The sequence below is a fragment of the Halostella sp. PRR32 genome, assembly GCF_034808085.1.
GTDB lineage: Archaea > Halobacteriota > Halobacteria > Halobacteriales > Natronoarchaeaceae > Halostella > Halostella pelagica.
The window spans coordinates 43007-69527 of record NZ_JAXHGL010000007.1 but is presented as its reverse complement, the minus strand read 5'-3'; the positions used below and the strand labels follow the sequence as shown (position 1 = coordinate 69527).

Sequence of the window (26521 nt, the reverse complement as noted above, 5' to 3'; positions counted from 1 at the left end):
ATCAATCCCTCTCCGAATCCGATTCGACGAGAATCGGGATTTGTTACGCAGAGGCATCGTATCCAGCGTCTTCGACCACAGTCACAAGCTCATCCCGTTCAGCGGACCCCTCGACCGTCGCGGATTCTGAGTCACGATCCGCAGTAGCGGACGTAACCCCCTCAACTTCTTCGAGTGCCTCTTCGACGGTCTGCTCGCAATGTTCACAGGTCATTCCTTCGACGGTGATTGTCTGAGTCATATCCATTCGTAGATAGGGGCGAGTATTCTATGTGGTTTTCTGCTTAGAATCCAATGTTGTCGCAGCCCTAGATCACCGATTTCGAAGGTGTGTTGTGGGCAACAATAATGTATCCTGCGAGACGAAGCGGTCGTATGCGCAATTTGGATGAAACCGACTTAGAAATCCTCTCGTTACTCGCTGATGACGCCCGCCGCCCGTTCAGCGATATTGGCGAGGAGGTCGACTTGTCGGGGCCAGCCGTTTCTGACCGGGTAAAGCGATTACAGGAAGCTGGCATCATTAACAACTTCACGATTGACGTCAACCGGGCTCATCTCCGAGCTGGTGTACCGGTATTTATTCAGGCCGAAATCGGCTCAGCGTCGTTGGAGGCCGCCCGCGAGCGGGCTCGAGAGTCAGATGGCGTTGAACACGTCTTCACGACCTCCGAAGGAGATCTTTGGTTCTATGCCCGTGTTGAAGCCCAGAACGTACGTCAGTGGGTAGATGGACTCTTTAACGAGATCGATGTAGCAGATTACACCGTCACACTAATTGACGAGCTTGAATGGACGCCGTCCGTTGATGGCGTCGAATTTGCACTCACCTGTGCTGAATGTAACAATACCGTTGATAATCAAGGTGAAACGACGAGAATCGACGGAGAGATCTATCACTTCTGTTGTCCGTCCTGTCTCACACGGTTCGACGATCGGTATCAGCGACTCGAAGAGGGAGCGTAACGCCGTCTTTGGAATCCAAATTTTCCTGCAGTCGAAACCCCGCCTCTCGAAGCAGTAAATCGCCTAAACCTAGACCCCGTATAGTAGAACAAGCATGACAAGCCAAACAATCCATCTTGATATCACGGGAATGTCCTGCGCCAACTGTTCGGCGACGATCCAGGACACTCTCGAATCGCTCGACGGGGTATCGGAGGCGGATGCGAACTTCGCCACCGACGAGGGTTCCGTCACCTACGACCCTGAAGAGGTATCGCTCAAAGAAATCTACGACGCGATCGACGAGGCCGGGTACGGCGCAGTCTCTGAGACGGTAACGATTGCCATCTCCGATATGACCTGTGCCAACTGCGCCGAGACCAACCAAACCGCTCTTGAAAATATTCCGGGCGTCGTTAATGCGGAGGTCAATTACGCAACCGACGAAGCACAGGTCACCTACAATCCTGCGGAAGTATCTATTGGTGCGCTGTACGATGCTATCGAGGAGGCTGGCTACTCGCCCGTCCGCGAAGATGGTGCCGACGAAGAGTCGGGCCAGGACGCACGAGATGCCGCCCGTCAAGCCGAAACTCGGAAGCAACTCAGGTTGACCCTCTTTGGGGCAGTGTTATCGGCACCGTTGCTCTTCTTCCTCATCGACAATTATCTGCTCGGTGGCGCGATCGTCCCTGAAGCCGTCTTCGGTGTGGAACTTGGCTGGGTTGAGTTCCTCCTCGCCACGCCGGTACAGGCGATCCTCGGCTGGCCGTTCTATAAGAACTCGTACAAGGCGATCGTGAAGAACGGCCGCGCCAATATGGACGTGCTGATTGCGATCGGTTCAACAACGGCCTATCTATACTCTGTGGCAGTCCTTGCTGAACTCATTGCAGGTGGACTTTATTTCGACACGGCAGCCCTCATCCTCGTGTTCATCACGTTGGGTAACTATCTCGAAGCTCGGTCGAAGGGCCAAGCGGGTGAGGCCCTCCGAAAGCTCCTCGAAATGGAAGCCGAAACGGCGACCATTGTCCGCGAGGACGGCAGTGAAGAAGAAGTTCCGCTTGAAGAGGTCACAACTGGTGACCGGATGAAAATTCGTCCAGGTGAGAAGATTCCCACAGACGGTGTCGTTGTCGACGGTCAGTCTGCCGTCGACGAGTCAATGGTCACTGGCGAATCTGTGCCTGTCGAGAAAGAGGAGGGCGATGAGGTCGTCGGCTCGACGATTAACGAGAACGGCGTCCTTGTCGTGGAGGCGACGAAGGTTGGAGAAGACACGGCCCTCCAACAGATCGTCCAGACAGTCAAGGAGGCCCAGTCGCGCCAGCCCGACATCCAGAATCTCGCCGACCGCATCTCCGCGTACTTCGTGCCTGCGGTCATCGCGAACGCCCTTCTCTGGGGTGTCGTCTGGTTCCTGTTCCCCGAGGCTCTCGCTGGCTTCGTCGACTGGCTCCCGCTGTGGGGTCAGGTTGCTGGCGGCCCGGCCCCGGTCGGTGGGACCGTTTCAGTCTTCGAGTTCGCGATAATTGTCTTCGCGTCCTCGATCCTCATCGCCTGTCCCTGTGCGCTGGGGCTGGCGACGCCCGCAGCGACGATGGTCGGGACGACGATTGGTGCCCAGAACGGCGTCCTGTTCAAGGGCGGTGACATCCTCGAACGCGCAAAAGACGTCGACACGGTCGTCTTCGACAAGACGGGCACCCTCACGGAGGGTGAAATGGAACTCACCGACGTGGTCGTCTTTGATAGCGATGGAAATGTGGTGACTGACGGTGGCGAGCCGACCCCAGATGGTGGACAGCTCAGCACCCGTGAGCGCCTCTCAGAGGATGATGTGCTTCGACTGGCGGCGATAGCTGAAAGCGGCAGCGAACACCCGCTCGCCCGTGCAATCGTCGAAGGGGCCGAAGAACGCGGCCTGGACGTGACTGAGCCTGACGACTTCGAGAACGTTCCGGGCCACGGGATCAAAGCAGTCATTGGTGACAGCGAGGTGCTGGTCGGCAACCGCAAGCTGCTGCGGGACAACGGGATCGACCCCTCTCCCGCTGAGGAGACGATGGAACGCCTCGAGAACGAGGGGAAGACGGCGATGCTGGTCGCCTACGAGGGGGAGCTCGTGGGTGTGGTCGCCGACGCCGACACAGTGAAGGAAAGCTCCAAGCAGGCTGTCACAGCACTCCAAGAGCGGGGAGTTGACGTGATGATGATTACGGGCGACAACGAGCGAACTGCCCGTGCGGTCGCTAAACAGGTGGGTATCGACCCGAAGAACGTCCGCGCAGGAGTCCTTCCTGAGGACAAGTCCAACGCGGTCGACAGTATTCAAGACGAGGGCCGGCAGGCGATGATGGTCGGTGACGGCGTCAACGACGCTCCGGCACTCGCGGTCGCACACGTCGGGACAGCAATCGGCTCCGGCACCGACGTCGCCATCGAAGCTGCAGACGTCACGCTGATGCGAGACGACCCGCTCGACGTGGTAAAGGCGATCCGAATCTCAGACGCGACACTCCAGAAGATCAAACAGAACCTCGTGTGGGCGCTCGGTTACAACACGGCGATGATTCCGTTAGCGTCGCTCGGCCTCCTCCAGCCCGTGCTCGCTGCAGCAGCAATGGCGTTCTCGTCGGTGTCGGTGCTGACGAACAGTCTCCTGTTCCGGCGGTACACCCCCGATCACGACTACAAGCTCTTCGGATTTCTTCGCTAACCGTCACCTCTAGATCAATGTCGAATATTTCCCGGCACACGGTTCGAAGGTACCTCGTCGAGACAGCCAGTAGCGAACCGACATACCTCCGGGCTCGCGAGATTGCCAGCGACCTCGACGGATCTCCCAAGGCAGTCGCGCAGTATCTCAGCCAGCTCCAGGACGAACTCACAATCGTTTCACTCGAACAGTGGGGGCGCTCGAAAAGCACGACGTGGCGATTGGAGGTGAACGGGTCGTGAGTACTGTCACCCGCCGCGTCGAGACTGTCCTTCCGGAGACCGGCTCACGCGAGTGGTGGGCGCTGTACCTGCTGGCCCCGCTCGTCCTTCTCGGTGGGGGCATCCTCGTGTTTCCGACGTTGGTCTACGACCGGTTCATCTGGCAGTATCTCTGGGGACCAGTCGTCGCCGATGCGGCCGGTCAGCCAGTCACGCACGAGGGGGTTCGTGCTGTCCAGGGCTACAACGCGGTGAACACGGTAATCTACCTCGCGGCAGTCGTATACAGCCTCCCCGGACTACGTGCGTATCTCGACCAACTCGACGTCACGTTCGACGCACGACTGGCCTACGGGTTCGCTCCGATCATCATCGCAGGTGGGGCGATGCGCGCCCTCGAGGATCTCGGGCTGCTCGGGGACTACGCGGTGTGGTTCATCACGCCATCGATTTACATCGTCGTCACCGCTGTCACCATCCTCGCGCTCGGTGTCGGTGCACTCTTGCGTGACCAAAATATCGGATCTATCCCGCTAACAGTCGGGCTCGTCGGGTCGGTGTGGGCTGTCGGGGCCGTCTGGTGGGCTGTTTGGCACGGCCTCTCGACATCGACCCCACTCCGCCTATGGGTTCCTGTCGCGACGACGGGGATAGCGCTCGGCGTAACCGCACTCTACTACTGGGGCGCGAGTTTCGTCAATATCACACACCTTCGACACCCGCTAATTCTGCTGGCCGTTTTCGGCCAGTTGTGGGACGCTGCGCAGAATCTCATCGGTGTGACGTTCCTCGGCTACTCCCCAAAGCTGGTCGTGACGAATCTCGTGTACCAGGCGACTGGATTCTCCGGATCGACGTTCGTGCTGAAACTCGTCGTGACTGTCGGCATCGTGTGGTATCTCGCCGATGCGAAAGAGGAGATGAATCACACGTGGTGGTGGCTTATGACGTTCTTCATCGGAGCGATCGGACTCCCGATGGGCGTTCGTGGGTCACTTCGGATGCTGTTGGGAGCTTAACGATGGCCTCAAAGATTGGCAAAAACCGATGACACGAACGTCCAAAATTGCGGTAATAGGTGGAGGGATGGCCGGGCTTGCAGCAGCTGCTGGATTCGACGACGCTGGATTCGTCGTCGAACTATATGAGCGGCAGTCCTACGATAGCAAACGCGTTAATTGCGGAGAAGCGATGACAGCGGTATCGAAGATCCCACTCGAGCCGACTGTAGAGAACGGCTTTCTCAATCCGCTGCCAGCGATGGAAGTGGAGGTGTATGACGGAATCGACGCCGATCGCCACCGCACTGGAGCCGGCACCTTTCCTGCTGCGGATACATATATAACGGACCGAAATGTCGTTGAGCAGTCCTGGGCAGAACAACTCTCAGAGAAGGGTGTTGACATCCACGAAAACCAGTCTATCACACGGACAGATTTCCACGAGTTCACCGATGAGTATGATCTCGTCGTTGATGCAACCGGTCAGCCATCACTCTCTAGTAAAGCGCTCGGAACAACCAACGAGTATTCAGGATATATGGTAGCGCTTAACAGTGATGTCGAAGGGGACTTCACCGAGTTGTACCCGAACAGCCGGATAATTCTGGAGAACTATACAGGGTACTCGTGGGCATTCCCGAAGACATCGCAACGAGCCAACGTTGGTATCGGCTGGACGGTCAGTGACCGGCCTAGTGATTATATGAAGGCATTGAGGGAAGCCTGTAAGCGGAATGGGTGGCCAGTCCCGTCGCAGGAACGGACGAACGTCGCAATCATTCCCGAGGGACCAAGCCTTGATCCCGACAGAACCTATCTACCGGAGCATTCCGTCGTACGGGTGGGTGATGCTGCAGGTATCGCAAACCGACTCACCGGAAAGGGGATCTCACAGGCCGTTGAATCGGGATTCTTGGCCGCAGAGTTGGCTAACAGCGGCCAATTACACAATTTTCCTGACAGTTTATATCAGAGGATGAAAACGGAGTACATTTTCGCCACAGTTGTGAGATACTTTCTTGAAACTCGTAATCCCAAGGTTCTGGGAGCAGCAATTCGTGCCGCTGCCGGGATCGATATTGAAGACGTTGACCGGTCTCCGAGTACAGTTCTACTGCGTCTCCTCCGCCACCCTGTTTTGTTTGCCCGTATTTTCTCGAGACGACGAGTTTTAAACCGTGTCTATGGAGGAATGACTAACCAATGGGAGTTGATTAATTGACATCCGCTCGAGTTAAATTCTCAGAATCTGTTAGCTACTGGGAGGATCGGTAAGTACAGAGGATTAAATCAGCAAATGGAGTCCCTCAAGCGAATTTTCCGAGATCCAGAATTCGGTGGGCTCGGCTTCATCAGTGTTCCCGCTTACACGCCCCAGCACACAATCAGTCCGTAGAGGGTGACCGAATTCCTTCTTGAGAATCATCCAACTCACCTCGGATATCCGCGTTCCTGAAATGAGCCCCGACTCTTAGAAATCACGAACACCATCAATCTTTTTTACTACATCTGACAAAATCAGCCGTGAGGTGAAGTATGCCATGTCAACTCAATCCATCCGTACGAATTTTCTCGGAACCGAGACGTCGTTCTCGGTCTCGGGAGCCTGGTTGTCCATAGTTTCGGAAAGTAGGGGTAGCTACCAACCGAATCAACCGATTATCGGGGGTGAATCGGTATTTGGGAGGTCAGTCGGGACTTGCTCCGGCCACCACCGACGAAAACATACTCTTTCCGATAAATACCGGCGAAAACGGAGTGTGGCAGAGCTACGAGTCGCTAATCGGTCAGAATAATTACTAGAAAGTTGCCCCCGTCAGAACGGCGGGTCGACCCCGTCCGGCAACAGCATCAACGCCACCACGGTCATGTGGAGGTCGGCCAGCGTCAGCAACGGATCCAACCGCTCCTCGTGCGGCCCTCGGCCGTACTCGTCGTACACCTCCGACACCAACGTCTTCAGCGAGTGATCCACCATCCGCCACAGATTGTACAGCAGCAGGCTGTACGCGAACGTGAAGAACCGCATCCGGTAGTCCGTCGACCGGATCGACGGCAGCAGCGGCTTGACCATCTTGTACTCGATTTCGATGTCCCACCGCTTGGAGTACTCGTCAGAGAGCCCGATGGCCTCCATCGGCGACACGTCGTCCGCGTTCGTCACGAACACGGCGTACTCGTTGTCCTCGTCCACGGCCCAGTCCTCGTCCTCCGCCGGCACGTACAGAAAGCTCGCGTCGTGGCTGTAGCCGTCCTCGCCCACGGTCGGGTCGTCCGCCACGTCCACGTACGGGGTGTCCGAGGTCAGGTACAGGGACGCGTCCCGTTCGACGCGACTCCGCAGCGTCATGTCTTCCTTCACGTCGCCCAACTTGTCGGCGACGTTCTCGCCCCCGACGGTCGCGTTCTTCTTTTTGGGAATCAGGTAGTTCACGCCGTGGTACTGGTCGATGACGTGGCCGACGGCGTGTCCGTCGAACGCCCGGTCGGCCATCACGAGCTGGATGTCGACGTGCTTCCGCGCCTGTGTGAGCAAGCGGTCGACCACTTCGGCCCAGCTGACGGTCTCCCCCTCCTCCCCTTCCCACGTCGAGTCGTGACGGACGGGTTCGACCGCCAGCACGATGGGTGCGTTCCGACCGACGACCGTGAGCGTCGCGTACTCGTACTGGTAGGTGTGGCTGTCCTCGCCGCCGTTCACCATCTCGGGGTAGTCGTCCTTTGGCACCTTCGTCCTTCCCGTGTCTCTGCCGACCGCGATCCGGTCGTCCTCCGGCTCGATGTCCTCTTCGTCCTTCCACGGGGAGACGTTGAACGGGTCGTGGGTCGTGTCGAGGGCGGCCACCACCGGCTCTGTGAACAGCGCGGTCGGCGCGATGTTGGCCATCTGCCTGTCGACGGCGGCGTTGAACTGGTTCGTGACAGAGGAGGCGACGTCTCGCCAGTCGGGCGTGGGGAGGCGGGCTCCGGGGTACTCGGAGAGGTCGTAGTCGTGATCGTCGGGGAGGCCGAGCATCTGGACTGCGTACAGGTGGGTGTCGTGGTGGAGTGCGTCCCGGCGGAACTTGTTGAACGTCCGGAACACGCTGTGCGTCCCCGCGCGTTTCGAGAGGCTCATCGCGGTCTGGTGTTCCCACACCCGCCTGTCGGCGTGCTTGGTGTTGTCGGCGCGGCCGGTGTCAAGCACCGGCCAGACCTCGTTTTGCGCCCCGGTGATGACGTGCTTGGCGTGCCGATCCACGTAGTGGTGAATCGGCTCGCCGCTCGCCGCGACCTCCTCCGGTGACGGATCGCTGTCTGGCGGCTGGTCGGGGCTGTACGTGGAGTCGTGTTCCTCGGTCAACTCGGCAAACTCGTCGGCGACCGCCCGCAGGAAATGGCGCGTGTCCAGATCCTCGAACCGGTGTCGCTTCGTGTAGGAGATGGTCTCCTGCGACGGGGCACCGTCCAAGCCGAACCGCTGCTGGAGGTAGGGCCAGCTTTCGAGCTGGTCGGAGATGGCCTCCTGACTCATCCCGGTCACGCGCCTGTAGATGGCCAGTTTGAGCATCCCCTCGAAGTCGAAGGGGGTGTTGGTCTGGTGGTCGTGTCCGTCCGCGAGGAGGTGGGTCGGGAGGACGATCTTTCCGATGACGTACGTGAGATTGCCGTGTTCGGGGAAGAGTTCCTCCGCCTGCAGCCGCACGTCGTTCACGGCGTCTCGGAGGGAGTCGTCCAGCGGCATCTATGGAGGGTTCGAGACGGTGACGACTCGGTGTCTCCTCGGGTCGGCTGTCGCCGCGTCCGCCGCGTTCGCGAGCATCATTTTGCCGATCAATGGTATGATTTGTACTAAACTGAGGGCGTGTCGTTTCCGTGTTTCCGGGAAGCAGACCCCGTCGGTGACTGATGCCTGTGAAGTGGAGGGACGCGTAAACGCGTGTCGGTATTCTATCCGCTCTGCACCGTTCAGCGGCGGCACAATCCCCAAGTATTAGTATAGTATGTACTGTACTATTGGTGCCATGAGTGGTGAAGACGGCTCGGACGCACCCCTGTCGGCCTACCTCGAGGCCAAGGGCGCGGTCGAACTGCTCTGTGAAATCGAACCAAACGGGAGCCAGTTCACACGGTTAGTGGAGGAATCGACGGTCAGCCGGTCGACGGTCTCGACCCGCCTGCGGGAGGGCGAGGAACTCGGACTGTACGAGCGCCGAGAAATCGAGGGGCGCGGCACCTCCCACGCATACCGCCTGACCGAGGCGGGCGCAAAGCTCCGCCTCTACCTCGACCACACAGGTCTCACGGAGCGGTACCGCACGATCAAAGCGTTACGCCGGCACTTCGACGAAGACGTCGGGGAGCTGACGGAGTGGGCACGAGAGAACGAGGGAGAGTTCGATCCTCCAGTCGAGGAAGACGGCCTCCGGGAACAGCTCCGGGAGTACAGCAGACTTGGAGAGTGAAGGAGGCCGTCAGGTGTCGGAGAACCGGTCGGGCTCGATCCGTGACAGCCGCATCGCGTTCCCGGTGACGCCGAGACTCATCCCCATGTCGCCGACGACGACAGCGACGGCGACGCTGACGAGCCCAATCGGCACGCCGACGGCAAGCAGCGCCTTCACGCCGAGGCTCGTCCAGATGTTCTGCCGGATGACGCCGTTGGCCGTGTGCGACAGTTCGTAGAGGTACGGCAGCTTCCCGACGTCGTCGCCCATCAGCGCGATGTCGGCGGTCTCGAGCGCGGTGTCGGTGCCGGCGGCTCCCATCGCAATACCGACCTCCGCGGTGGCGAGCGCGGGCGCGTCGTTGATGCCATCGCCGACCATCGCCACCTCGCCGTACTCCGCCTGCAACTCCTCGACGGCGTCGACCTTCTCCTCCGGCAAGAGTTCGGCGCGGTACTCGTCGACGCCGACCTGCTCGGCGATGGCGCGGGCGGTGCCCTCGTTGTCGCCCGTCAGCATCACGACGCGCTCGACACCAAGCTCCTGCAGGCGCTGGACGGCCCGCTTCGAGGCCGGGCGCACCTCGTCGGCGATGGCGATGGCACCCAGCAACTCCGACTCCGTTCCGACGATAACGACCGTCTTGCCCTCCCGCTCCAGCGCGGCGAGCGCGTCCTCGGCGAACGCCCCGTCGTCGGACTCGGCCGCCTCTTCCGCCACGACGCCGCCGTCCGTCTCGCGGCGTGCCCGAGCGAGGTCGAAGCCCAACTCCTCGAAGAGTGCGGGCTTGCCCGCGTAGTACGTCTCGCCGTCGATCTCCCCGCGGATGCCCTTCCCGGTGAGGCTCTCGAAGCCAGTCGGGTCGGGCAGGTTGCCCACGCCCGCCTCGTCGGCACGGGCGAGAATCGCTGCGGCGATGGGATGCTCACTGCGCCGCTCCAGCCCGGCGGCGCGACGGAGCAGATCGTCCTCAGTGGTGTCGCCGACCGGGACGACGTCGGTGACGGCGAGTTCGCCCTTCGTGAGCGTCCCCGTCTTGTCGAGCGCGACGGCATCGACTTCGCCCATCGCTTCGAGGTAGTTGCCGCCCTTGATCAGCACGCCGTTCTTCGCGGCGCTGGTGATCCCCGACACCACGGAGACGGGCGTCGAGATGACGAACGCGCACGGGCAGGCAATCACCAGCAGGGTGAGTCCGCGGATGAACCACGTCTGCCAGTCGCCGGCGAAGGTGAACCCGTACCCGGCCACGTCCACCGAGACGGGGTCGGCGATGACCAACGGTGGAATGGCGGCGGTCAGGATTGCCAACACGACCACGACCGGCGTGTAGTAGCCCGAGAAGCGGTCGACGAACTGCTCGGTGTCGGTCTTCTTCGCCTGTGCGCCCTGCACCATCTCGATGATGCGCGAGAGCGTCGAGTCGCCCGCCGTCGACGTGACTTCGACTTCGAGGTAGCCCTCCTCGTTGATCGCGCCCGCGTACACCTCGTCGCCGGCGGTCTTGTCGACGGGGACGCTCTCGCCGGTAATCGGCGACTGGTCGACCGCGCTCTCGCCCTCGACGACCGTGCCGTCCAACGGAATCTTGTCACCGGGGCGAACGACCACGGTCTCACCCACCTCCACTTCGTCGGCGGGCACCGTGACTTCCTCGCCGTCGCGCACGACGGTGGCCTCGTCGGGCGAGAGTTCCATCAGCTCGCGCAGGGAGTCCCGCGCCCTGTCCATCGCGTAATCCTCGAGCAGCTCGGCGATGCTGAACAGGACGGCCAGCGTCGCCGCCTCGACGAAGTAGCCGATACCGGTCGCCGCGATGATCGCCGTCCCCATCAGGAGGTCGATGTCGAGGCTTCGGTTCTTCGCGGAGTAGTACCCGCTGCGGACGACGGGGATGCCGCTGGCGGCGACAGCGCCGAGGAACAGGACGTCGGCGATGTGGAGCGGGTACTCGAGGACGCTCGCCACCGTGACGTTCTGCCCGGTGAGGAGGAACTCGAAGAGGAGGCCGAGCGTGACGAACGCCGCGCCGAGCCACGTCTTCTTCGCGCGAGGACTCGTCCAGACCTCCGACGGTGGCGCGATGTCGGCGCCACCGGCCGCATCCTCTGACTCATCGTGGTCGGAATCCGACTCTCTGACGACCTCGTAGCCGGCGCCTTCGATTGCGTCGACCACATCGGCCTCGCTGATGCGGTCTGAGTCGTACGTGACGTTGGCCGTACCGGTGGTCGGCTGGAGCGTGGCGTCAACGACGCCGTCGACGCGCTGGAGGCTCTTGTCGACTTTCTGGGCGCAGGACGGACAGTCCATCTCGGGGACGACGAGGCGGGCGGTCAGCTCCCGTCGCTGCCCGCCCCCGCTCGTCTCCCCCGCTGCGTCCGGATTCTCTGTCATCACCTCACAGTAGGGGCGTCAGTTCGATAAGCCTTTGTTGGAATATTCCAAATCGAGGTTCAGCGTGTTGCCGGGGGATCTTCGGGCAACCGTTCGTCGGCGACGTGCTGCTTCGCCAAGTGTTCCTCCGCCCGGCGGAGTCGGTAGGTGAGCGTCGACCGCGGCACGTCGAGATGCTCGGCCAGTTCGCCGACGTCGACTTCGCGTGGGGACTCGTAGTACCCGTGTTCGACGGCTGCCCGGAGTGCGGCCTCCTGCTCCGGCGACAGACCACTTTGCGTCTCGTCGCTTCCCCCCACCGACGCAGTCGTGTCCGCGGTTCGGAGCATCTCCATCCGGGCGCAGTCCCCGACGGCGACTTCGAGGGCGTCGAAGAACGCGGCCACGTCGCCCTCTCCGGAGTGGATGAGTCGCCACGTGTAGTGGCGGCCCTCGTGACGGGTCTCGAACAACACGCTCTTGCCGAGATGGTCGCGGGCGATGTGGGGGACGGACGCGCAGGAGGGGGTGCGCTCCCAGTCGGAGTACAGGACGAGCGTGTCGTCCGTGCGGTCGAGGACGCGAGTGGTCTGTGTGGCGCCGCAGTCCTCGGTAGCCAGACAGTCGGCGTAGTAGTCGCTGGTGAGAAAGGCGTCCTCGATGGCGTCGAGTGCGTCCGGAATGCCGGTCGCGTGGTCGACTCGCCAGAGCTGCTCCGCAGTGGCGTGCAGCGAGAGCGAGCGGACGCGGGCGTCGGGGTGGTCAGCGAGGGCGTCCGCCACCCTGTTACACCCCGGCTCGTATTCGAGGGCGAAGACGAGTTCGCGCATACCCACGCGTAGAGGGCGGCTGGATATAACACGTGGGCTCGGTGCTGCCATCGTGTCGACTGGAGTCAGATCACGTCGTCGGGGTCGTGTTCCTCCCGCATTCGCTGGGCCTCGGCGGCGTACTGCTCCTGCAGATCGGCGTCATTGACCGAGCCGAGATTGTCCGGGTCGGCGTCGACGGCGGCCGTCGTGTCGCGGACGTCGGTGAAGGAAGTGAGCGCCCGTTCTTTCCGGAAGTATCGTTCACCGTCTGGGGTTGCATAGGTGAGGATGATGAGATTCTGCTCGTCGTCGGAGTACGTCCGCTCGACGAGCCAGACGCGGACACCGTTCGAGTCGGAATCGCTGGGCATGGCTGTTCGTTCTCTTCCGGGTCGGAAAGGGGTAGTGTTGGAAATGTGGTCGACAGTGACTCGCTTGCTGAAAATCCCATATCTTTGTCATAGACGCGACTCCCTCATATTGTCCCGAATACAGGCGTCAGATCAAGTATGAAAAGTGCCGAACAGAGACGAGAGGATGGATTCGAGCCGATAGAGGTGGAAACCAAGCGATTGGTAGCGTTCTACTTTCCGATACTGTGTGTCGTATTGGATCCTGCTGCTCCGGCTGACCGCCGGGTGGTGGATGCTCCACGCTGGCCTTGACAAAATCTGGGCGTGGCCCTTCGACGCCAGCTGGTTCGTCGGCGGAGCCGCTCAGGGCACGATTCTCGCCCCCTTCGTCACGCCGTTCAGCGACGGCATCCTGTTGGCGTTCGTCAACGTGGCGGTACCGCTTGGGCAAACCGCCATCGGTCTCGGGCTGATACTCGGTGTCCTCACGAGGACCGCCGCCTTCTTTGGTGCCTTCATGATGCTGTTCTTCTACTTCATCAACGGCTACGGTGGCGGCTGGGCCAACGGTATGGTCACGGGTGAACTCCTTGGGATCATGGTCTTCGGAACCATTGTGGCACTTGGAGCGGGCGGCGTCCTGGCAGTCGATAACCGCCTGCGTGAGATGGAACTGTTCGAGAACACGCGATTACGGAAACTCCTCGGGTGACTACCAATGAGTGACTTATCAACGGCAGACCAAATCGCCATGTACGTCGGCGGTGGCCTGGTTGTCTTGGGCGTCGTCGTGATCGGCCTGCTCGACATGCTACTGGGAGCCGGGCACCCAGTCGATAGCGAGGGAGCAATCGAACACGCTGCAGTGGTCCCCATCGACATTAGGGCGGGCATCATCCTGCTCGGCTTGGTGATTTGGGGACTCGTCGCCGTTTACAAGTTTGCCGCAGGGTCGGCACCGTCGGGATCGACTACGGGCCAAACCCCATCCGGCATGGACGACTAGTTCAACAACTCAGTCCGTGGAGCCATTTGCCAGTTAACTTTTCGCGTTGCTCGCACTAACGTCCATCTGATGCACCTAAACGTGAAGACAAACACGATTTTTAGGAGTAGCCCTGTCGTTTCTTGGTTTTCCTTCTGGTCAGTACGCGCGCTTTATTCAGCAGAACGAACTTAACACTCTTTGGTTTGGTAGAAGAAACGGGGATTAATACGCAATTAGAATTTCCGAATTTAAGACTGAAATTAGTATATTACAAATAATATTTCAATATAGCCTTGACTTCCGATTCTGGTTTGTCTTTCGAAGAAAGGTGTACGGGTGTTTTTTCAATTCAGCTGTCCTTCGGTTAATCGTTAGAACGGGGTAATCTGCTTCCTCGATCACTTGAGCTGCGACGCTTCCCTGTAATAGCCGACGAATGCCAGTCAATCCTCGTGTCCCCATTGTAACAAGGTCGATGTCAGTCACCTCAGTGTATTTGAGAATCTCCTGCTGAGGTTGACCAAAGCTCAACGTAGTTCGGACAGGAACGTCCAAGGTCGCTGCCTTCTCCGTAATGTCCTCCAAGAGCCGAGTTCCCCGCTGTTCCCAAGAGTCAGTGACCTCTTCCCACGTGAATCCAGGCCGACTCGAATAGGACTGTTCGGAAATGATAAAAAGTCCATGTAGGGTTGCATCATACCGTTTAGCAATTTGTAGCCCATGTTTGAAGGCCACAGATGCCTCGTCGTATCCATCCGTAGGCACGAGAATATCTGTGAACTGACTAGTAGATAACTCTCCTACCGGATCAGAGGGATCCATATCAGGTATCGTCAAGACAGGAAGAGAGATATTTTGAATGATGTGGCTGGAGACGTCTCTCCGGAGAATTCGTGCTAATCTAGTCTGTGTAGGTTTCTGGTGGACAAGCAAATCGATATCATTCTCCTCAGCGTATTCCCGAATAACACCTGGAGAGTGCCCACTATCCACTGCTGGTATCACATTGAGTCCGAGCGAGTGGGCCTGATCCACCACGGGTTCAATTACCGCTGCTGCGTCCCATTCCTCTTGTTTAGTGACTTGATCGGATTCCACCTCCGTGCGTTCCTCATCTTGAATATATAACACGTGGAGAGCCGCATCATACGTTTCTGCAAGTGATAGGCCATATTGGACCACTGAGTCCCTTATATCAGCTCCGTAGAGTGGAATGAGGATCTGGTTGTACAGGTTGATGTCCGCACCTTCTCGAACTTCTAGATGGCTGGGGGAGTTCATACATATCTATACGTAACGACGATTTACCGTGCTTTCTGTTAAGAATCGAAACCGGGAGAACAGTCTCTGGGGTGGTGACTTGAGGCTTTTATCGCAAGTAACTCGCTATAGCACGTCTATTTCGAAAAGAGTGGAGACGTCGTTTGGAGTCGCATCAGTTCGACGAGAGCGTATTTCCCACAGTTTCGAGGAGTGAAGTGTCGGAGTCGGTGCGACGAGTCATGCTCTGGGTCATGTTGGGCGCAATTTAAGGCCGATATGCTCGTTGACGGAAAACCGTCACGGCAGCACCCTCGACCGATGAGGGTCGCCACATAGAGACGAATACGGGACTCTGACCTTTGGGGTTTCCTCCTCAGAACTGAAAGTCACCTTCCCCGTCGTGCTTGAATCCGTTCTCAATACACAGGAAAGGTCGACGTACAATTGAATACTTCCGAGCCAAGTGACGAGCATATGGAACGGGCCGTAACTCGTCGCGAACTACTACGGGTCGGTGCGACGACAGTCGCACTCGGAACCGCCGGTTGTTTGGGGTCATCGAGTGGGGATGAGTGGGATATCGAGGGAACGCTAGCGGTGACGAACGCCCAACAATACAGTTCACCAGGCTGTAGCTGTTGTGGAAAATATGCGTCGTACCTGCGGGAACAGCTCGACACGACGCTCGGGGAAACCGAAACCGAGGACGTGACGGATCTCAAGCGCCAACACGGTATTCCATCGGATCTACAGAGCTGTCACACACTCGTCCTCGACGAGTACGTCGTCGAAGGACATGTTCCTGCCGAGGTTATCGCGACGATGCTCGAGGAAGAGCCGGCGATTGACGGCATCGCGTTGCCCGGGATGCCGGCTGGATCGCCGGGGATGGGCGGGACGAAGTCCGACACATTCACCGTCTACAAACTCGGCGGCGGAAAGACAGGTGACGTGTACACCGAGATCTGAACAGAGAACATCTGGTCAAGATACTTTGGGACGGCAGTCGACAGCCTGAACGATGATTCGACGACTCCTCCATGGCCTCGGGTATGTGTTCGCGTACGTACTTTTCCTTGGCGCGAATACGCCGGACTCGGTCGTCACCCGTCTTCGTATCGCGTATCGTCTTGTCGGTGTCCGGATCGTCGAGACGCCACAGATCGATTCGGTCGAACGGACGATCTTCCTGTGTCCGTACCGAAATCTGGGCGCCACTTGGTTCGGGGAGAAGTGGATTTGTCATGACATCCTAGACCGCGTGGACGACGGCTACGTGACGTATCTCCGGCGGCACAAGGGAATCGACTACCAGCGTCCTCGCGGGTGTGCCGACCTCGCGTACTGCGACGAATCCGAGTACTGCTATTCGGAGGTTTCCGAACTCGAGTAGGTGGCCGATGGATCAGAGTACTCTCCGCCACCGAATCACCGACCAGTTTTCTTACCGCGGCGAGCGAGCCGATATCTGGCGGGCGTTCGACCTCCTGTTCGATACTGACGAGTTCCTCAATCTCGGCTACTCGGAGTGGTACCAGCCACATATAGCCGGTTCGAGTCAACGTCGCCTCGTCACGGAAGTCGGCTCAAGGGTCGCGTCGCATCTACCCACAACCGACGGAGTGCGCCTCCTCGATGTCGGCTGCGGTCGGGGGGGTCCAGCCCTCCACCTCGCCTATCAGTTCGGCTTCAACGTCACTGGTGTCGACCTCGTTCCGTACAACATCCAGATGGCAACCGAGAACGCACGGGGTAAGCACCTCGATTCCGAGTTCATCATCGGTGACGCGACACAACTCCCGTTTACCAGGGACTCGTTTACCGCGTGTACAGCCATCGACGCACTCGTATACCTCCCCGAGCGGAATCGCGTTTTCGCTACAGTCGCAGATACCCTCGAACCCGAGGGGGTTCTCGTAGTCTCCGATCTCGTGATGCAGTCAGACGTGACTGAAACGGAACGGAGATTGGTCGATTCATTTGCGGATGCGTGGGATATGCCGTCCTTGGGTACTGTTGAAGGATACAAAGCTGCTCTCGACGAGACGAGCTTTGAGCTCAAAGCGGTCGAAGATATCACGAAACACAGCGTCGGACGCTTCCGAAAGTGGACGACGCTGTACCTCCAGCTACTCACGAGCCCGCTCCGGGCTCTCATTGAACGACTGTTAGGAGCGTATGATCTCGATCCCCCAGCGATTACTGAGCAGGTACGGAAGGCTCACCACGCGCTGCCGTTCCTGCGACACGTTATCTTCGTTGCGGAACTAGAGACTACTTGACTGCTACTTGCACGGCGCAAGAAAGAATCGGATCGTCACGTCGACGCTTGAGCATCCACGAATTTGGATGGACCTGTGGGGTCTTCACTGCTCGTGATTGTCGTGTGGTGGATCGTGACCCATAGGTTTAGAATTGGTTCAGACTCCAGTATTTATATAGGACACAGATAGGAATCCGTTGGTATACTCGAACGATAGTTCGGGATTGTGAGGTACTAACCGTTGATTGTGGAGTCAGAAAAGCCAAACCGTGCAGCACGGCTCAAATCGCTATGTATCCCGACTTTGGATTGCTAAGAACAAATTGCTTGATTCAGGCCCTCGTACCATTGATGTGGGGTGAAACCGAATGGCAACTGATCCAGTCTGTGGAATGGACGTCGATGAAAGTGATCCGGCGGCCACAGCTGAGTACGACGGTCAGACGTACTACTTCTGTGCCGAGGGCTGCAAGGAGACGTTCACCTCGACACCGGAGGAGTACGTCTAACCGTCACACCCCACACCTGCGTCGTAGCTCCCCCACACCCACCCCCATTCCGCCTTTCGATGACCCAACCAGAACTTGACGACACGGATCGCGAAATCCTCCGTCTTTTAGCGGAGAACGCGAGACGACCCTACAGCACTATTGCTGAGGCTGTAAATCTTTCACCCCCGTCCGTTTCAGCACGCGTCCGTCAGTTGGAGCAAGAAGATGTCATTCGTCGATTCACCGTTGATCTCGACCTCACACAGTACGAAAACCGGATACACGTCATGGTACGCCTCCAGCCTGAGCTCGGAAAGACGGATTCTCTTCGAGAATCGATCCTCGAGACCCCAGCCGTAGAACACGTATTCACAACTGCGGAGGGCGAAATCGTAGCTGTTGCGACGCCGCCGCGGAATACAGTCGGAAACTGGGCGCAGCAATATCTACCACTGACTGACGTGCGGCGATACGACGTACAACTGCTGTCGAACGCTGCTCAATCAGCGTATGCCGAGGGGACTGAATCCGCACTCAAATGTGCAAATTGCGGAACCACTGTCGGTGAAGACGGACTAGCCACCCGTGTCGGTGGTTCACTCCAGCAGTTTTGCAGTGAGAACTGTGAAACAACGTATAGGGAACAGTATACAGAAAGTCAAGAGAAATCTGATGCTTAGAGTCTAGCATTAGCTGTATACTCAATTCCTGATTGCTTACGAGTTTGCTGCAAATAGTTTTGATTTGAAACAGTAATCGCAGTGAATTAGAAGCGTGTGTATACACCTATGGAAGCGTCCACAACCACCAAAGGAGAAGCTACAAGCAACAAGGTACTCGTCCGTGCTAATGAGATTGAAAAAACGTACGGATCGAGTTTTCCATTTACGCGGTCAGTGACCGTCCTCACCGATGCCGATCTCGAAATTCGGACGGGGGAAATCGTCGGGATCGTCGGCGCGAACGGGTCGGGCAAATCCACGCTCATGAACATCCTCGTCGGTGTCCTCGAACAGGATTCCGGAACAGTCGAACGGACGGGAACCGTTGGCTGGTGTCCACAGGAACCACTGCTTTACGACCGCTTGACGGTCGGAGAGACGTTCCGACTGTTCGGTTCCGGATACGGAATGACCGCCGAAGAAATCGACGAGGCCAAACACCGCTTGGCGTCGAAACTCGATTTCGAGCAGTACCTTGACTACCGAATCGACCAACTCAGTGGTGGAAACCGGCAGAAAATCAATCTCAGTATCGCCCTGATGCACGATCCGGACGTCCTCATGCTGGACGAGCCCTACACTGGATTCGACTGGGAAACGTATCTCACGTTCTGGGATCTCGCCGAGGAACTCGCTGCCGACGGAACAGCTGTCACGATGATTTCACACCTGATCGAAGAGCAAAGTCGTCTCGACCGCATCTATGAGGTTCGTGACGGACAGGTCTACGACGTGACTGACCAGGAAGGCGAGACTGATGCAACGGCCAGTGAACGGGGGGAAGAGACCGATGAATAGGGTTTGGACGGGGATTCGGGCGAACGTCTCCACCTTCCTCAGAACCCCCCTGAATGTTGTCCTAGCACTTCTCCTTCCGATTGTCGTTATCGAAGGCTGGGGACAAGCAATGGCTGGGTTACCAAGTATGCCGACGGTCGAGGCGATTCCGATCGAGCTAGGTCGCCTCCTCGGAGCGATATTCGGGGTCGCCATCATTGCCGGCCTGATGGGACTCGCGCAGATGATTAGTGCGCGTGCAGCCGATCGGCGACTCGTTCAGACAGGCTATCCACCCCGAACACTGCTTGCGACTCGATTAGCGACGCTCGGAGGTGTGACCGTCGTCGTGGCTGCCGTAAACTACGGCGTTCTCTGGCTGACGATTTCACCGGAAGCCCCTGTCCTGACGTTCGTATTCCTCGTACTTGCCGGCCTCGTCTATGCGTTTCTTGGCGCACTCGTCGGGGCGCTCCTTCCACGACTGTTCGAAGGCTCGCTCGTCGTGGTGTTCCTTGCGATGATGGATGCGTTCCTCAGTGGCGACAGTCCGCTGGCCGCCGACGTTCCCGAGTTCGTGGAATACTTCCCGCTCTATCATCCAAAGGAACTCCTTCAGGAGGCGATGTTCCAAGGCACATATACGACGGGTGATCTCGGCTTCGTCGCCGGATACCTGCTAGTCCTGCTTGTACTCGTCACCGCAGTGTTCGGAGTGACGATGCGCACCAGTGGTGGGTGGTCCGCATGAGTCGTACGACAACGGCGTTCACAATCGGCATCAAAGAACAGGCGCGAAACTACGTCCTCGTCGCTCTACTGGTCGTCCTACCGGTCTCGTTCATCACGTTGGCGTTCGCAGTCACCCAGGACGTCGAGATGCCGGTTCGGACGCTCGTCGACGGTGAGACGGTGACGGTCATGCGAGGGATGCCTGAGGTCCACGGCGTGATTATGACGCCGATTACGAGCGCCCTCATCGCGGGACTCGCCGGGTTGTTCCTGATGCGAGAAGCCAAAGACACAGACGGTCGTCTGGCAGTCGCCGGCTATCGTGCACGACAGGTAATCACTGCCCGGTTTGGGGTCCTCGCAGCAATCACTCTCATCGTTACCGGCGTCTCAGTCGGCGTGATGCTCGTCGATTTCCAGCCTGAGCATCTCTGGTGGTTCGTCGCAGCGATGCTCGTCGTCTCGGTCACGTATGGTCTCATCGGGATGCTCGTCGGGGCCGTTTTCGACCGCCTAGCCGGGATGTGGCTAATGCTGATTCTCCCGATGCTCGATATCGGACTCTTCCAGGATCCGCTGTTCATCCAGTCCGAGCCCGAATGGTGGATGAAACTACTCCCCGGCTATTGGCCCGTCCGTGTGATGGTCGATACCGGACTCACAACGGACGTAGATACGACTCTCTCATTGGTGTGGGCTACTGGATACCTCCTCCTCGTAGCTGTCCTCACAATCGGCGTCTACTACCGAATTACACAGGAGAAGTAAGATCAGGCCAGTAGACTACTTACTCCGGTAACTGTAGGGGAGAAGACCCAAACAGCACTATATCCAGCTTCGCTCAATTGGATAGTTTGACTCGGATTTCACTACGACCGTCTGATCGGGCAAACGGTTCGGTGGACTCTGGTTGCTGCTGTGTCCCTCGTTCTCTGGGCACCGATGAGTGCGGCTTACGTTCCGCGGAGAAGTGCCGCGGCGTAGGAACAGGTCTTCGAAGGACTCCTGAGCGAGGGACCTCAGGCGTGTAGAAATGGCGACGACACCGCGCCTTACCGAGATGGGTCTTCACTCCCAGTCTCCAACCGTTCACGACGCTTCTGGAACTCTTCTTCGTCGATCTCGCCTCGTGCGTAACGACGTTGGAGGGTTTCCATAGCGGAATCGTCACTCTCTGGAGGTGCATCGCCTCGACCCATTGCCCAGTAGAGGAAGCCGCCGACCAGCCCCAGCATCCCGAGTGCCCCGCCGACGAACGGCAGCCCACCGAACCATCCACCGTTCCGGCCGTGCATCATCCCTGGACCCATCATTCCGCCATCGGTACTCCCACTGCCGTCGACGTCCGAGCCGACGGCAACGGCGCCGTTCTGGACGATCGTTTCGCTGTCTGGGACCTCGCCGTCCGGGATCGGGCTGTCTTCAGCTGGACCGCCAGGGCTACCAACGACGATGCGACCGACCATGCCGACCGTCTTGTGAGGGATGCAGTAGTAGTCGTACGTTCCGGGCACCTCGAACGTGTGCTCGAAGCTCCCCTGCGAGATGGTCCCGCTGTCGAAGGCGGTGGCGTCGGCGGGAACGCGGTCCGGATAGGCCGTCGCCGAGTGAGCTCCGGCTGCTATCTCGAAGCGGACGGTCGTGCCAGGTTCGACGTGGAGCCCGATCGGGTCGAAGTAGTTGTTGCCCATCTTCACGACGGGCGTCTCCTGTGCGGCGACTGGTTGGGTGAATCCCGCACTCGCGACTGTGCCAGCACCGAGCGCTCCCAGGAACTGGCGTCTACTGTAGTCTGTCATTGTAGCTGGTTGGCTTCTGTTATCCACGGATGATGCTGGCGAGCCGGTTCGTGAGTCCGGGCGATTGCTGGCCGGCGCTCTCGATGGCAGCCTCCAATTCGTCCCGGTCGACGATGCCGATGAACTCGGCCGTCTGTTCCCCGTTTGCATACACGAGCGTCGTTGGCGTCTTTCGGACACCGTACTCCTCGGCCGTCTCCAGATCGGTCTGGATGTCGACCTCCCGGAACTCGACATCCGGATACGCATCTTCGATACCCTCGTTTTTCTCTCGCTGCGTTGCGCACGCTCCACAAGTCTCCTGTGTGAACAGGATAACTTCCGTCATAGTAGCTAGTATGGTCTTATGCTTTTAGCACACTTCTATTCACATCCGAAAGCTGTGAGGGTCACAGATTTCGGATTCCAAGGGGCCGGACGTGAGTAACGCCGGAGGTTGGTGGTCGGACCGTCACTCCGAGCGTTCGAGCTTGTTCCGACGCGCCTCGAACTCTTCCTCGGTGAGATCTCCGCGGGCGTATGCCATACGCAGCTCCTCCATTGCGGGATTCCGCGACGACTGCGATGCCGTCACGCGACGGAAGACGAGATATCCGCCACCGAGCAGGAGGAGGAGGAAGACCAGCTGGACGAGCATCCCGACGAGTGGCCACCAGCCGCTGGTCGTCCCGTATCCACCCATCATTCCACCGTATCCCATCATCCCGCCGAATCCCATCCCCATCGTGAGCAAGGGGAGGACGATGATCGCCCCGAGGATGAGGAGGACGATGGTTGTGGTGTCGAGTTGGTTTGATGATGTCATGGTTCAGATCTCGGTCGATGATTCGAGTTCGTCCGCGACGCTGGCGAGAACGCGTTCGAACCGGTCGTGGACCTCGTTCGCGATCGAGTCGAGTGCCTCGTTGTCGGCGATGCCGACGAGCTGTTGTGGGTCGACGGCACTCACCATGACCTCGCCGCCGTCGGTTTCGTAGACAATGACGTTACACGGGAGGAGTGCGCCGAGTTCGATCTCTTCGTTCAGGCCCTCGTGTGCCAGCCCCGGGTTGCACGCACCGAGGATGCAGTACTGTCGAAACTCCTCGCCGAGTTTCTCCTCGAGCGTCGCTTGGACGTCGATGTCACAGAGGACGCCGAATCCTTCGTCTTTGAGCGCCGCAATCGTCGTGTCGACGACGTCGTCGAACTCACCGGTGACTGAAGTCTGTATTGTGTATTCCATGAAGTATCATACCCCGTCTACGGGGTTAACGGTTGGGTGCCGCAACGGCGGCCGTTGGGAATATGATGTATCGGCTGGAACAGCAGCTGCTCCAGTCATCCGGTGCGTTCGAGCTGTTCTCGCCGCCGATCGAATTCGTCATCCGAGAGCTCTCCGCGGGCGTAGCGCTCACGGAGAACCGACAGCGACTGCTCTTCGTTCCCACCGGAGCCTCGATTGAGGAGCGCATAGACAATGTAGAGCGGAACGGCGATGAGGAGCCCCATCCAGAGGAACCCCCAGAGCCCCATCGCTCCACCGAAGAGGCCCCAGCCGCCCCCCATCATGCCGCCGCCGTAGCTCCCACTACCGTGGGCAACAGCCGGTCCAGTCGCCGCAACTAGCAGCGGGACGGCGAGGATCGCGAGTCGCCGAGCAGTGCGTCCGATGTGAGTGGTGAGTTGCGTCATTATCTTGCGTTGGTGAGTTGTGGTGTTCGATTGGAGCGATCGAAACGGCCAGAGCCGTCAGCAGTGGCCCTGCCCGTACATCCCGCCGTTGTAGCCGTCGTCAGCCCCGTCGTGGTATTCCCCGTCAGCCATGTCCTGGGCCATCTCGTCGACGGTCACACCCATGTGCGACTCCATCCACTCGACGCTACCCGGGCCCATGTGTTCGGTCATCTGTGCCTCCATCCAAGTGGCCCATTCATCTGCGGTGGCATTGTCCGTAGGCGCGTCGTCAGCGGTCGTTGCGTTGTCGTGTGCGCTGACTGCCGGTGCGGCGAACGCGAGTCCGACAATCGCGAGCGCCACGAGCAGCCACCGGCCGAGTTTGAAGTTGGTCATTGTCTCTCTCCTCGGTTACTCGTAGGCCTGCTCGGGAGTTATCGACATGGGTGTGAATCCATACAGGAGAACGTTCGAGAACGTCTATAACATCTTCTAACCGTTTTGCTCGAGGGAGACCGTTCATACCTACGGAATTCGAGAGGGAGAGCGCCCGATAGATAGCGACTATTTTCCCGGTTGTTGCTGCCGAAGGTCATCACTCGGATACACACGATAGGTCCGACCCTGTCGTTCCCGATACAGCAGACCTCGCTCCTCGAGTGAACTCACGGTCTGGCTTACTTTACTCTTCGAGAACTCAGATCGATCCCGAAGTTCAATCTGCGTGATTCCGGGGGAGTTCAGGACGGGTTCGAGGACGCGTCGTTCATCATCCGGTAAGAGATCGAGAACGCGTGCTTGGGGGTCCGATTCAGGATTGATAGACGTCGCCGGTGCAGCGTCATCATCCATCGACGTAGCTGTTGCCGCCGATGTCTGTGCAGGATCGACAGGCGCCGTTGTGTCGGCCACTTCTGGATCGGTGAGTTCTCCCCGGACCACGTAATAGACGCCACCGATAACGCCAGCAACCAGCAGGGTTCCAACCACGTACCAGAGGGGGTCTGGGCCGTGCATCGTTCCCATAGATGAACCCATCATTGACCCCATCGATTGCTCGATAGCCCGACGCTGTTGATAGGCCCGCCAACTGAGTACCCCGCCGGCCAGGAGAACGAACCCGAGAAGCACACCGACGACAGTATCTGCTCGACGGCGATTCATATGACAGCCCCGAGTTGCGGGATTTGACTATTCATACCGTCTATTTGAGCGCAGTAGGTGTGACAATTGCGGATTGAAACTGTGATGATGAACCCCATCACAGCGGATGAACCACAGTGCGATCATCAGTGGTCATGATCGTGATCGTGGCTCGATATTTGCGGGCTTTGATTAGTAAATTCCGTTGGTTCTTCTTCGAACGTACGCTTGCATTTCTTTGAGCAAAAATAGTACGTCGTCCCATCGTGGGACGCACTCGGGCCCTCATCGTCGGTTCGCATCCCGCACACCGGATCTCGATACTGACCTGGTGCGCCGAGTCCCCGCCGGTAGACATACAGAAGGAACCCGGAGAGCGCAAAGGCGATAATATTGAGGTAGAACGTGTAGTTGAGCTCGAAGTACGTCTGTTCAGTCGCCGTCTCGCCGCCCGCCAGATCTGGAACGATACCCAGCGCGTCGAACAGCAGCTCCATGAGGAAGCCGGTGAACGCCATCGTGACGAAGAAGACGCCGAGGATGTACAGCATCACCTTCCAGCCGTAGTACTTCCGGTAGACGTTCAGGACGGGCACGGTGATGAGGTCGGCGTAGACGAACGCGATGATCCCGGCGAAGCTGACGCCACCACCCCAGAGCGCGACGGCGAACGGGACGTTGCCCATACTGCCGACGAAACTGAGGACGGCGATGATGACGCCCATGACGGCGTTCTCGGCAGTCACGAGCAGGCCGTCGCCCTGAATGAACAGCGTGTTCCACACCCACTGCGGGACGAAGACGATGACGAACCCAGAAATAAGGAAGCCGGCGACGATGTCTTTCCAGATCATCGACCACTCCTTGCGGTACTGATTCCCGACCTTGTACCAGCCACCCCACGACAGCAACTCGTCACGCCACCCGCCGCTACTCGACGTCTCCTGGCGATAGGTCTCCATACAGCCCTCCGAGCAGAATTTGAGCGTCTCACCGCCGTCGGTCGTGAGCGTGTACTCGTCTTTCCCCTCCATCCCGCAGGTGGGATCTTCCGTGACGCCCGCCTGGCGGTCGCGCTCGTTGAGCTTCTCGCGGACTTCGTTAAACAGGTTTTCGGGAAGCGTGAGGTGGACGATGGCGGCCATGACGGCGATGAGAATCAGGCCGCCGAGCAGTTCCGCGACGAGGAACTCCCAGCCAAGCAGGATGAGAATCATCAGCCCTAGTTCGACGATGAGGTTCGTCGACGCGAACATGAACGCGAGGAAGTTCACCGCGTGCGCCCCCTTCTTGAACAGGCCCTTCCCGATGGCGACGGCGCCGAAACTACAGCCACTGCTTGCTGCTCCGAACACAGTCGCCTTGGTAAGTCCAGTTAGATCGCCCTCACCCAGCACCTGTGCCATCCGCTCCTTCGAGACGTAGACCTGGACGAGACTCGTAATCGTGAGGCCCATGATGATCGCCCACGCCGCCGTCCAGAGAAATCCGACACCGATACGAAGGGATTCAAGAACTCCGTCGATTATCGTCGCCTGCATAGGTGTATCATTGTAGGGATCATCTATTGCGGTTTTGATTAGAATATACTGCCTATGAGGGTATCAGTACTATGGCATCGTAACCGTCGGCCATAGATGATCTATCGTGAAGAGGGGAAAACATTGCAAACCTCCACAAGCTCCACGGAATCCGACTTCAGATTCAAAAGGGGAATCTGATTAAATCACGCCGACGTATTAGAGGCTAATGGGACCAGTAGAGACCGATGATATCCCAAATGAGGGGAACACCACCTGGAAGAACAGCCTTCGCCGGCCTGCTCGGTTG

Annotated in this window: 30 protein-coding genes; 16 read left to right on the top strand and 14 right to left on the bottom strand. The window is 58.7% G+C overall.

Annotation, left to right across the window (positions count from 1 at the left end; genetic code table 11):
• Positions 1 to 43: 43 nt before the first annotated feature.
• Positions 44 to 241, bottom strand: a complete 198-nt coding sequence (locus SM753_RS18070; RefSeq protein ID WP_049938510.1) for a heavy-metal-associated domain-containing protein — start codon at positions 239 to 241, stop codon at positions 44 to 46.
• A gap of 134 nt (positions 242 to 375) precedes the next feature.
• Between SM753_RS18070 and SM753_RS18065 the strand changes: the two genes are divergently transcribed.
• From SM753_RS18065 to SM753_RS18045, 5 genes are all read left to right on the top strand, one after another.
• Positions 376 to 966: an AsnC family transcriptional regulator gene (locus SM753_RS18065; RefSeq protein WP_049986206.1), complete on the top strand. Its 591-nt coding sequence runs from the start codon at positions 376 to 378 to the stop codon at positions 964 to 966.
• Between the two features lie 94 nt (positions 967 to 1060).
• Positions 1061 to 3667, top strand: a complete 2607-nt coding sequence (locus tag SM753_RS18060; RefSeq protein WP_004594598.1) for a heavy metal translocating P-type ATPase — start codon at positions 1061 to 1063, stop codon at positions 3665 to 3667.
• Between the two features lie 17 nt (positions 3668 to 3684).
• Entirely contained in the window at positions 3685 to 3909 is a 225-nt protein-coding gene (locus SM753_RS18055) for a hypothetical protein (protein ID WP_004594599.1), read from the top strand.
• Positions 3906 to 4907 carry a DUF63 family protein gene (locus tag SM753_RS18050; protein WP_004594600.1) on the top strand — a complete coding sequence of 334 codons (1002 nt, stop codon included), beginning with the start codon at positions 3906 to 3908 and terminating at the stop codon, positions 4905 to 4907. Before SM753_RS18055 ends, SM753_RS18050 begins: the two co-directional genes overlap by 4 nt.
• Positions 4908 to 4935: 28 nt before the next feature.
• Positions 4936 to 6111, top strand: coding sequence for an NAD(P)/FAD-dependent oxidoreductase (locus SM753_RS18045; RefSeq protein WP_011222414.1), 1176 nt, complete (start codon positions 4936 to 4938; stop codon positions 6109 to 6111).
• Between the two features lie 594 nt (positions 6112 to 6705).
• On the opposite strand, the gene SM753_RS18040 is transcribed toward SM753_RS18045, so the two are convergent.
• Positions 6706 to 8613: a hypothetical protein gene (locus SM753_RS18040; protein ID WP_092817287.1), complete on the bottom strand. Its 1908-nt coding sequence runs from the start codon at positions 8611 to 8613 to the stop codon at positions 6706 to 6708.
• Between the two features lie 280 nt (positions 8614 to 8893).
• Between SM753_RS18040 and SM753_RS18035 the strand changes: the two genes are divergently transcribed.
• Positions 8894 to 9334 (top strand): winged helix-turn-helix transcriptional regulator, encoded by a 441-nt coding sequence (locus SM753_RS18035; RefSeq protein ID WP_162498094.1) that lies wholly within the window; start codon positions 8894 to 8896, stop codon positions 9332 to 9334.
• 9 nt (positions 9335 to 9343) lie between these two features.
• Here SM753_RS18035 and SM753_RS18030 read toward each other — a convergent pair whose 3' ends face one another.
• From SM753_RS18030 to SM753_RS18020, 3 genes are all read right to left on the bottom strand, one after another.
• The gene (locus tag SM753_RS18030) at positions 9344 to 11713 is read right to left on the bottom strand and encodes a cation-translocating P-type ATPase (protein WP_177167484.1); all 2370 of its coding nucleotides are present in this window, start codon (positions 11711 to 11713) and stop codon (positions 9344 to 9346) included.
• Positions 11714 to 11772: 59 nt separating this feature from the next.
• Entirely contained in the window at positions 11773 to 12522 is a 750-nt protein-coding gene (locus SM753_RS18025; protein WP_092817285.1) for a helix-turn-helix domain-containing protein, read from the bottom strand.
• 65 nt (positions 12523 to 12587) lie between these two features.
• Positions 12588 to 12875: a hypothetical protein gene (locus tag SM753_RS18020; protein WP_092817284.1), complete on the bottom strand. Its 288-nt coding sequence runs from the start codon at positions 12873 to 12875 to the stop codon at positions 12588 to 12590.
• Between the two features lie 229 nt (positions 12876 to 13104).
• On the opposite strand from SM753_RS18020, the gene SM753_RS18015 reads away from it, so the two are divergent.
• Both SM753_RS18015 and SM753_RS18010 read left to right on the top strand, forming a co-directional pair.
• Positions 13105 to 13569 carry a DoxX family protein gene (locus tag SM753_RS18015; protein ID WP_225935281.1) on the top strand — a complete coding sequence of 155 codons (465 nt, stop codon included), beginning with the start codon at positions 13105 to 13107 and terminating at the stop codon, positions 13567 to 13569.
• Between the two features lie 6 nt (positions 13570 to 13575).
• Positions 13576 to 13863: a hypothetical protein gene (locus SM753_RS18010; RefSeq protein WP_004594603.1), complete on the top strand. Its 288-nt coding sequence runs from the start codon at positions 13576 to 13578 to the stop codon at positions 13861 to 13863.
• Positions 13864 to 14127: 264 nt separating this feature from the next.
• Here the strand turns inward: SM753_RS18010 and SM753_RS18005 are convergent, their stop codons facing one another.
• On the bottom strand, positions 14128 to 15126 hold the full coding sequence (locus tag SM753_RS18005) for a universal stress protein (RefSeq protein WP_004594604.1): 999 nt from the start codon (positions 15124 to 15126) through the stop codon (positions 14128 to 14130).
• Between the two features lie 456 nt (positions 15127 to 15582).
• Between SM753_RS18005 and SM753_RS18000 the strand changes: the two genes are divergently transcribed.
• From SM753_RS18000 to SM753_RS17965, 8 genes are all read left to right on the top strand, one after another.
• On the top strand, positions 15583 to 16077 hold the full coding sequence (locus SM753_RS18000) for a DUF411 domain-containing protein (protein WP_004594605.1): 495 nt from the start codon (positions 15583 to 15585) through the stop codon (positions 16075 to 16077).
• A gap of 52 nt (positions 16078 to 16129) precedes the next feature.
• The gene (locus SM753_RS17995) at positions 16130 to 16501 is read left to right on the top strand and encodes a hypothetical protein (RefSeq protein ID WP_135306274.1); all 372 of its coding nucleotides are present in this window, start codon (positions 16130 to 16132) and stop codon (positions 16499 to 16501) included.
• Positions 16502 to 16508: 7 nt separating this feature from the next.
• Positions 16509 to 17390, top strand: a complete 882-nt coding sequence (locus tag SM753_RS17990; RefSeq protein WP_004594607.1) for a class I SAM-dependent methyltransferase — start codon at positions 16509 to 16511, stop codon at positions 17388 to 17390.
• Positions 17391 to 17739: 349 nt separating this feature from the next.
• On the top strand, positions 17740 to 17880 hold the full coding sequence (locus SM753_RS17985) for a YHS domain-containing protein (RefSeq protein ID WP_011222411.1): 141 nt from the start codon (positions 17740 to 17742) through the stop codon (positions 17878 to 17880).
• A gap of 59 nt (positions 17881 to 17939) precedes the next feature.
• Positions 17940 to 18542: an AsnC family transcriptional regulator gene (locus SM753_RS17980; protein ID WP_004594609.1), complete on the top strand. Its 603-nt coding sequence runs from the start codon at positions 17940 to 17942 to the stop codon at positions 18540 to 18542.
• A 216-nt stretch (positions 18543 to 18758) separates the two neighbouring features.
• On the top strand, positions 18759 to 19382 hold the full coding sequence (locus SM753_RS17975) for an ABC transporter ATP-binding protein (RefSeq protein ID WP_004594610.1): 624 nt from the start codon (positions 18759 to 18761) through the stop codon (positions 19380 to 19382).
• Between the two features lie 127 nt (positions 19383 to 19509).
• Positions 19510 to 20112, top strand: coding sequence for an ABC transporter permease (locus tag SM753_RS17970; RefSeq protein ID WP_225935280.1), 603 nt, complete (start codon positions 19510 to 19512; stop codon positions 20110 to 20112).
• Complete coding sequence (locus tag SM753_RS17965; RefSeq protein WP_004594612.1) at positions 20109 to 20861, top strand: ABC transporter permease; 753 nt, start codon at positions 20109 to 20111, stop codon at positions 20859 to 20861. The genes SM753_RS17970 and SM753_RS17965 overlap by 4 nt, the downstream gene beginning before the upstream one ends.
• A 284-nt stretch (positions 20862 to 21145) precedes the next feature.
• Here the strand turns inward: SM753_RS17965 and SM753_RS17960 are convergent, their stop codons facing one another.
• The 8 genes from SM753_RS17960 to SM753_RS17925 form a co-directional block, all read right to left on the bottom strand.
• Complete coding sequence (locus SM753_RS17960; protein ID WP_004594613.1) at positions 21146 to 21892, bottom strand: plastocyanin/azurin family copper-binding protein; 747 nt, start codon at positions 21890 to 21892, stop codon at positions 21146 to 21148.
• A 19-nt stretch (positions 21893 to 21911) separates the two neighbouring features.
• On the bottom strand, positions 21912 to 22220 hold the full coding sequence (locus SM753_RS17955; RefSeq protein WP_004594614.1) for a thioredoxin family protein: 309 nt from the start codon (positions 22218 to 22220) through the stop codon (positions 21912 to 21914).
• A 123-nt stretch (positions 22221 to 22343) separates the two neighbouring features.
• The gene (locus SM753_RS17950) at positions 22344 to 22697 is read right to left on the bottom strand and encodes an SHOCT domain-containing protein (protein ID WP_004594615.1); all 354 of its coding nucleotides are present in this window, start codon (positions 22695 to 22697) and stop codon (positions 22344 to 22346) included.
• Between the two features lie 3 nt (positions 22698 to 22700).
• Positions 22701 to 23117 (bottom strand): DUF302 domain-containing protein, encoded by a 417-nt coding sequence (locus tag SM753_RS17945; protein ID WP_004594616.1) that lies wholly within the window; start codon positions 23115 to 23117, stop codon positions 22701 to 22703.
• 95 nt (positions 23118 to 23212) lie between these two features.
• Positions 23213 to 23566: an SHOCT domain-containing protein gene (locus SM753_RS17940; RefSeq protein WP_004594617.1), complete on the bottom strand. Its 354-nt coding sequence runs from the start codon at positions 23564 to 23566 to the stop codon at positions 23213 to 23215.
• Between the two features lie 57 nt (positions 23567 to 23623).
• Complete coding sequence (locus tag SM753_RS17935) at positions 23624 to 23944, bottom strand: hypothetical protein (RefSeq protein ID WP_004594618.1); 321 nt, start codon at positions 23942 to 23944, stop codon at positions 23624 to 23626.
• A gap of 168 nt (positions 23945 to 24112) precedes the next feature.
• Positions 24113 to 24574: a MarR family transcriptional regulator gene (locus tag SM753_RS17930; RefSeq protein ID WP_004594619.1), complete on the bottom strand. Its 462-nt coding sequence runs from the start codon at positions 24572 to 24574 to the stop codon at positions 24113 to 24115.
• A 263-nt stretch (positions 24575 to 24837) separates the two neighbouring features.
• Positions 24838 to 26232, bottom strand: a complete 1395-nt coding sequence (locus SM753_RS17925) for a permease (RefSeq protein ID WP_004594620.1) — start codon at positions 26230 to 26232, stop codon at positions 24838 to 24840.
• Between the last annotated feature and the right edge of the window lie 289 nt (positions 26233 to 26521).